The sequence below is a fragment of the Acinetobacter sp. GWC1_38_13 genome (assembly GCF_001767535.1).
Taxonomy (GTDB): Bacteria; Pseudomonadota; Gammaproteobacteria; order Pseudomonadales; family Moraxellaceae; genus Acinetobacter; species Acinetobacter junii.
This window is the reverse complement of the sequence record NZ_MELG01000132.1, coordinates 49885-56948: the sequence shown is the minus strand read 5'-3', so window position 1 is coordinate 56948 and position 7064 is coordinate 49885. Positions and strand designations below refer to the sequence as shown.

5 protein-coding genes are annotated in these 7064 nt (G+C 40.3%); 3 read left to right on the top strand and 2 right to left on the bottom strand.

Going from position 1 to position 7064, the window contains the following annotated elements:
- Positions 1-2881, bottom strand: a 2881-nt coding sequence (locus tag A2003_RS14870; RefSeq protein ID WP_286687573.1) for an exodeoxyribonuclease V subunit gamma, incomplete at its 3' end; no start/stop codon positions are given.
- 183 nt (positions 2882-3064) lie between these two features.
- On the opposite strand from A2003_RS14870, the gene A2003_RS14865 reads away from it, so the two are divergent.
- Positions 3065-3571: a hypothetical protein gene (locus tag A2003_RS14865; protein WP_004916789.1), complete on the top strand. Its 507-nt coding sequence runs from the start codon at positions 3065-3067 to the stop codon at positions 3569-3571.
- Positions 3572-3592: 21 nt separating this feature from the next.
- Here the strand turns inward: A2003_RS14865 and pap are convergent, their stop codons facing one another.
- Positions 3593-5011, bottom strand: coding sequence for a polyphosphate:AMP phosphotransferase (pap, locus tag A2003_RS14860; protein WP_004916792.1), 1419 nt, complete (start codon positions 5009-5011; stop codon positions 3593-3595).
- Between the two features lie 204 nt (positions 5012-5215).
- Between pap and A2003_RS14855 the strand changes: the two genes are divergently transcribed.
- Positions 5216-5923 (top strand): DUF8198 family protein, encoded by a 708-nt coding sequence (locus A2003_RS14855; protein WP_286687572.1) that lies wholly within the window; start codon positions 5216-5218, stop codon positions 5921-5923.
- A 193-nt stretch (positions 5924-6116) separates the two neighbouring features.
- Positions 6117-7061 (top strand): bifunctional demethylmenaquinone methyltransferase/2-methoxy-6-polyprenyl-1,4-benzoquinol methylase UbiE, encoded by a 945-nt coding sequence (gene ubiE / locus A2003_RS14850; RefSeq protein ID WP_004916798.1) that lies wholly within the window; start codon positions 6117-6119, stop codon positions 7059-7061.
- The last annotated feature ends 3 nt before the right edge of the window (positions 7062-7064 follow it).

Genomic DNA, 7064 nt, shown 5'->3' with positions numbered 1-7064 from the left:
TCGCGTATTTACCTAGACCATCGAGCATCAGAGGTTCAGTCTGATCCACCATTTCTGTAGCACTTAGATTTTCAATACCCAGCGTTTTAAGATACAAACGTGCAGGGAAAATCACGTCCTGAATCCATGAATGAGCATCTAGAATGATCATGTCTTGCTGTTCAAGTGGATAACTTGTATTGACCCAAGCCTGACGTTCACCCTTAACCTGCTGCAACTGGGATGCCACCTTAAACCAATGATCTTGATAGCGTATATGTCTTTGCTCAGCGATAAATCCTAATGGATCAAAAGGTTGTAAGCGATGCAAATGATAAAGTGGATAAAGTTTTGACGGGATTTGCAAAGCTTTATAATCATCCGTGCAAGAAGTTTCTGTATTGGCAAATGAGTCAGCGAGATCAGGCTTTATAATCAATCCCAAATGATCTCGAAACCCCTGCAATACACTTGATGGCTCACGTACCTCACCATCATTCACATCAAAACCATTATAGAATAGCCAAAGCTGCTCTTGTGCTAGCAAAACTGCATCCAAAAATGCACCTTGATCATCTTCCAGTCGAGAACGATCACCTAATTGCTGACGAAGAGCATCCATTAAATCAAAGGGGATATGACTATCTCGATTAGGGAACTTACCCGTATCTAAATTCAAAAGCACAATCAATCGATAAGGAATCGGGCGAATCTGACCAATTTGGCTAAATGTAATTTGCCCTGTCGGTTCGACTTGTGCAGATTGGCTTTCTAAAGCTCGTTGAATTTCATCAACGATATAAGGCAAAGGCAGTGAAATCTGACGTAATTGAGTTTCAGCATCATCATAATAGCTCGCCAAAGTCAGCATTCGCTCTTGCTTATGGACAATATCGCGTACTGCTTTCAAGGCAACAATATCAGCTTGTTCAAACTCGTGGATGTCTTCCTTTAGCTTTTTCAACCAAGCTTCTACAGTAAAACTCTGCCCTAACTCATGTGCAATCCACCAATCACGTCGAGCTGATAAATCTTGATAAATTTCAATCAACAAACCTATCAACTCAAAGTCACTTGGCTGAACATCTGCATAACTTAAAGTCTGCTGCACCATCACATGAGCTGGGATGGCAATCCCTAGTGCTAATCGATCTAAAGCAAACTTAAAACTATAGCGATAGTCGTCATCGTTAGCACTTAAGCTTTGCTGTAAATGTGCTGCATCCAAGCCACGCTTGAAGCCTGCATCATTTAACAAAGCTAAAATGCGTTGAGCTTGACTATAATCAAGACCATAACGTTGTTGAGTTGCAGCTAGATTCAACCAATCTGCAAAATCATCCTGAGTAAAACGCCCTTGTGGTAATTGCATTCGACCTAAAACAGCTCGCCATGCATTGAGTGCATCAAGCTGTGCCACTCCAGCAATTTTGACAGGTAAAAACACCTCTTGAGTATGAGCAACCGCAGGAAACACACTGCGAATTAAAGGTTCTAATTCAGTTAAATTAGGCGTTAATACCAAAACATCGCTCGGACGGCGTGGTATGTCATCTACTTCAGATAACCAATGCACCAATTGCTCTTTCAGCACTTCAAGTTGTCTTAAACTGGAATGACACACATGAATCTGAATCGACTGATCATTTTCATCTAACTGATACTGTTCAGCTTTTGGTTCAGCAAGATAGAAAATATCTGACTGCACTTTACCCAATAAAGTTTCTGGAAAATGATCCACAAAGGCATCGACCCACTTCCCTTCCTCACCTGTTGCCAGTTGTGATAAAAGAGAGAAATGATCTCGAGCTTGTTTACCCAGTCGAGTCAATAAAGGATGACGTGACTCACGGGCCTGCGCATTAAAAAACAAAGTGAATTGTTCAAAAAAGGCCGTTATTTCTGCATCTGTCGCCTTTGGATTTTTAAGAATAAAGCGCTCTTTGACACCAAGATCGTACCGCTGCTTCCATTGCGGATCGACACTGTCTGCCCAGTACTCTTGTGACGGGTTGAAATGCAAAATCAACACATCAAGATACTGCCCTAAACGGCGTAAAAACTGTAATTGGCTGGGTGGTAAATCTAATAGTGTAAATATAATGATCTGCTTGGGAAGTTGAGCCAAAGCCTGCGTTCTTGTAACCTCATTGTCTAAAAGTTTCCAAAAATCGGTATCAATACGCTGCATTTCCACAAAATCCTCATGGAAATAATGCTGCCACAACCAACGCTGCCAAGCCTCTAACTGTTCGATTTGGTTCAAACTAAACGCAGACGTCTGTTGATCTGTTGTCGAGATTAACTTTTCAATATCTAGGGCTTGATTACGCCCCCATTTAGACAACCAGTTACTCGCACAACTACAATCCTGTACGCAGCCATGTTGGCAACTTCCGCGATAAATCATGTAGTTATTAAAAAGATGGGAGACTTGCTCAGCGACCCAATACAGCATACTTTGCTTTTTTAACTGCTTCTCTGTGCCATCTTGTAATTGGTCGGCACTGTCATAAATACGCTGCACAATCGAATATAAAGGATGATCTTCAAGCAAGCTGATCTGTGCAGACTGAATAAAAGGTTGCAAAGCTTGGTATATACGCCATTTTAAAATCAAACGAGGAATATTGGCTTTACGGACTTGTTCTTTATTTTCGAGCACCTGTTGATAGGCATACCATTGAAAACCACGAATACGCTGGTGAAATTGGTAATTCGCTGACATGCCTTGCTGCTCAGCAATTTTTTGCGTTAGCCATTGTTCTTGAGCAGGGCTAGGAACTATAAAATGCTGCGTTTGAAAAACTTGAAATGGTGACGAACTCGGCTGATTCATCGAGGCCATCACCCCTTGTAATAATACATCTAGGCGCTGACTTTGAATGACATGAATACCCATGTGTTAAAGAAACCTCTTTAATAAATCACCATTCGAATGCACAAATTCGTACACAATCATCACTATACAACTTCAACGAACTATGTCACGTTAATCCAACAATCAAATAAAAAATTTGTTTTGAAATTCATCATTCAATACGATTGAATATACTATCAAGGGATAGACATTAGGTATAACTTTATGAAAATCGAAAAAATTCCTGATTCAATAGATCCAAGTTTGAACTTGGAGCAAATCCGTGAGGAATGTTTAGAATTAACAAAAAAACGTGCATATTGGTCTGCTGGTGCAGCAATTGTACCGATTCCATTTTTTGACGTTGTTGTCGACTTAGGCATGTTGACGCAAATCATTCCGCATATTAATGCACGCTTTGGTTTAGCCCCTGAACATATTAGTGTTTACGATCCTGAAACCAAGAAAATCCATTGGGACGAATTACGCAAACGTGGTTTTGAGTTCTCTGGTTTCGTTGTCGCACGCACAGCGATGAAAAAGTCTTTTAACGGCTTTTTTACCAAAATTGCCACTAAACAAGTAACCAAATTTATCCCTTTGGGCGGTCAACTGATCGCAGCAAGCCTTGGTTATTTTATGATGCGAAAAATCACTGAAGCACATATCCAAGATTGCTATAACTTGGCAAAACGTATTCAGCAAAAAAGTCGTAGTACGATTGTTGCCTAATTTACCTTATAACTAAGGCGGTTAGTCCGCCTTCAGTTGTTTTAGAATCGCTTTCAACACCTCGATTCTTGCTGTATTTTTATCATCAGTCGCAATCACATACCAAGGTGCATAGTCAGTATTCGTTCGCTCAAACATATCTGCCGCAGCGTCTAAATAATCATCCCACTTTTCACGATTTCGCCAATCTTCAGGAGTGATCTTAAAACGTTTATGAGGTGTTTCTTCCCTTTCTTTAAATCGAACCGCCTGTTCATCTTTACTGATCGCAAGCCAAATCTTCACCACTATGGTTTGACTATCGACTAAGCTTTGCTCAAAGCGATTAATCTCATCATAAGCACGTTGCCATTCTACAGTAGTTGCGTATTCCTCAATTCTTTCGACTAAAACACGCCCATACCATGTGCGATCAAAAATCGTAATTTTCTCCCCATCATTGAGCTTATTCCAAAATCTCCAAAGATAAGGACGACGTAGCTCATACCGTTCTGGAGCTCCTATCGTATGGATTTCATATTCACGAGGGTCTAGCTTCTTCACAATCCGTTTGATTGCTCCGCCTTTGCCTGCTGCATCCATTCCTTCCAATGCAACAATCACTTTACGGTCATCATATCGAAGTGCATCAGCCACCTTTTTGGTGAGTTTACTAAGCTCATCCTTATACTGATCTTTATCCAAAACTTGTTTGGATGGTTCTAATAACTCGTTTGGAACTTTGGCTTGTTGCCACTTCTCAGTGACTTTAGTTTGATGAACAGGGAGTTCTTGTAAAGTCTGCAAAATATATTGAGCAAAACATTGATCACGTCGCTCTGCATCTTCACCATCAATCACATACCAGTCATCCGTAAATCGTTGGCTGAGACTCTGCAATGTATCGTATTGTTTTTTATTACGCCAATCTAAGCCATGCAATTTATGCCAATGCTGCTCAGATGCATCGATTTGGTCTAATCGTTTTTGTAATGATTTCCAAGATAAATCAAACCAAACCTTAATGACATGGACATTATTGTTTTGCAAATCATGTTCAAATGATCGCATCTGCTCAACATAAGCATCAAACAGTGTTTCATCCAAAGGCTTCGCAACATGCATCGCAGTAGATAACAAATCACTATACCAATTACCAAACATCACGACGATTTGCCCTTCAGCAGGAATGAACCGAGTATAGGATTGCCAGAATGTTTCATCGGCACTCAACAACTTAGGCGCATCAGCTTTCACTTTAAGATAACGAGGATCAAGCCATTCACGTAATTGCTTAACCGCTTCGCCCTTACCTGCAAGTTCAATCCCGCTGACAAGGATTAATACGCTTTTGGCATTTTTTTTATCTTGGCTATCTTTTAAAGCATATTGAGCCTCGATCAAATCCAAAGAAAGTTCTTCTTCTGATCGTAGTTCAAATGTCGGTTGTTGTGTGCTCATATTTAATTCTAAATGTTTAATTATTAACAATAAGTATAGTTAAATCTGATAAAAAGGCATCAAATCCCGTGTACAGTTTATGTAGATTAGATTCAGTGCATATCTCGACTGACCGATTGTTAAAGATTTTAGGTTTGTGCTGTCATAGTTCTAAGTTATCATCACGCCTATGATTTTAAGGTTTTATTTCTTTTGAGTTCGAACATGTCAAAACTCGCTGCATTTGATCAACTTTTATTACAATACCAAAGCTTAAATTACCATCAAGATCCAGTTCTAGCTCAGCGTTTACATGACGTACAAGCATGGATGAAAGCACGTATTGCTGCCACACACCAAGAGTTTTTTGCCCAACCTGAAAATCAGTTGATGGCACAATACTTTTTAAACCGTTTGTATGGTGGACCAGATTTTGATGCAATGGCACAGCAGATCGAACGTCTATTGAAATATGCGCACAAAGCAGAAAGTTTATTGCCAGATAATGCAATTAAAACGGGAACTAAATCGGTTAGCTTAGCTGTCTTAGCAACACGTTTGGATGAGCAAGTTGCTGTACAACTTTTACAAGATTACCCCGCTGACACTGTATTGACTGATGAGATTATGCGTCAAACGCTCATCAAATTGGATCAAGGCGAAGATCGTTATGAGCAATTACATCTTTTGGATGAGTTAGGTGTCGCATTAGATAAATATATGCGTTCAACCATGATGTACGCTGCATTTAAAATGTGTAAAGGCATCGCCAATAAATACCAATTCGAACGCATGTATGACTTTATTCAAGAAGGTTTTGCAGCGATGAAACCAATGAAATCAGCGGCTAACTTCATCAAAACTTTCACTGACAAAGAGCGTGAAATTGTTGAGAAAGTTCATGCAGGTCACCCAGACCCATTTCGCCCTTAAACATCAGCGTCATCTCTGCTAATTTTTATTGAGAGATGACGCATAAGCATTTTTCGATTTAGAAACTCTTTTTAGTCACTGACTTTCTGTATATTATTCATAACAATTACATGCTAAGCCCTGTAAAAAATTACAAAATCTGTCATCATGCATGTTGATTCGTATCGCTAGAACGAGAGTTTAGGAGAAAACAATGTCTAACGAAAACCAACAGCCTACCCCAGAAGTTGAGCAAAAACCGAGTTCAGACAAAGTCAGTCCATTCCTAAGTTCACCGCTTCCGCAAGGTACACCGCAAGGTCAACAACAATCATTACAACAAGGACTTGCATCTACCCCTACAGGTGGCTCTGTACCAAAATACAACTTACCGCGTGGTGCCAATACAGGCAATGTCGGCGCGACCACACACTTTGGCTATCAGACTGTTAGCAGTGATGAGAAAGCTCAAAAAGTTGCTGAAGTCTTCCATTCAGTTGCGAGTAAATACGACATCATGAATGACTTGATGTCATTTGGTATTCACCGTCTATGGAAACGCTTTGCGATCAACATGTCAGGCGTTCGTCGTGGGCAGCATGTCTTGGATATTGCAGGCGGTACAGGTGATTTAGCGAAAGTCTTTAGCCGTGAAGTCGGTCCTCAAGGGCATGTGGTACTTTCAGATATTAATGAATCTATGTTGAATGTTGGTCGTGATCGTTTGATTGATGCGGGCTGCACCAATGTTGATTTCGTACTTGCCAATGCAGAAACATTAGAACCTTTTGCGGATAATAGTTTTGATTTAGTGACGATCAGTTTTGGTTTACGTAACGTGACTGACAAAGATGCGGCTTTACAAGCGATGTATCGCGTACTTAAGCCAGGTGGTCGTTTATTGGTACTTGAGTTCTCAAAACCTGTTTTTGAGCCATTTTCAAAACTCTACGATTTTTACTCATTCACCGCACTTCCGATGATGGGTAAATTGGTGGCGAATGATTCTGAAAGTTATAAATACCTTGCCGAATCTATTCGTATGCACCCAGACCAACGTACACTTAAAGGCATGATGGAAAATGCAGGCTTCCAAAGCTGTGATTACCACAACTTAACAGGTGGTATTGTTGCAGTTCACCGTGGATTCAAACTGTAAGGC

What these genes read in the sequence shown, in the direction of transcription:
- A2003_RS14865 (WP_004916789.1), top strand. Translation starts at nt 3,065, where the DNA reads ATGAAAATCGAAAAAATTCCTGATTCAATAGATCCAAGTTTGAACTTG.
- pap (WP_004916792.1), bottom strand. Translation starts at nt 5,011, where the DNA reads ATGAGCACACAACAACCGACATTTGAACTACGATCAGAAGAAGAACTT.
- A2003_RS14855 (WP_286687572.1), top strand. Translation starts at nt 5,216, where the DNA reads ATGTCAAAACTCGCTGCATTTGATCAACTTTTATTACAATACCAAAGC.
- ubiE (WP_004916798.1), top strand. Translation starts at nt 6,117, where the DNA reads ATGTCTAACGAAAACCAACAGCCTACCCCAGAAGTTGAGCAAAAACCG.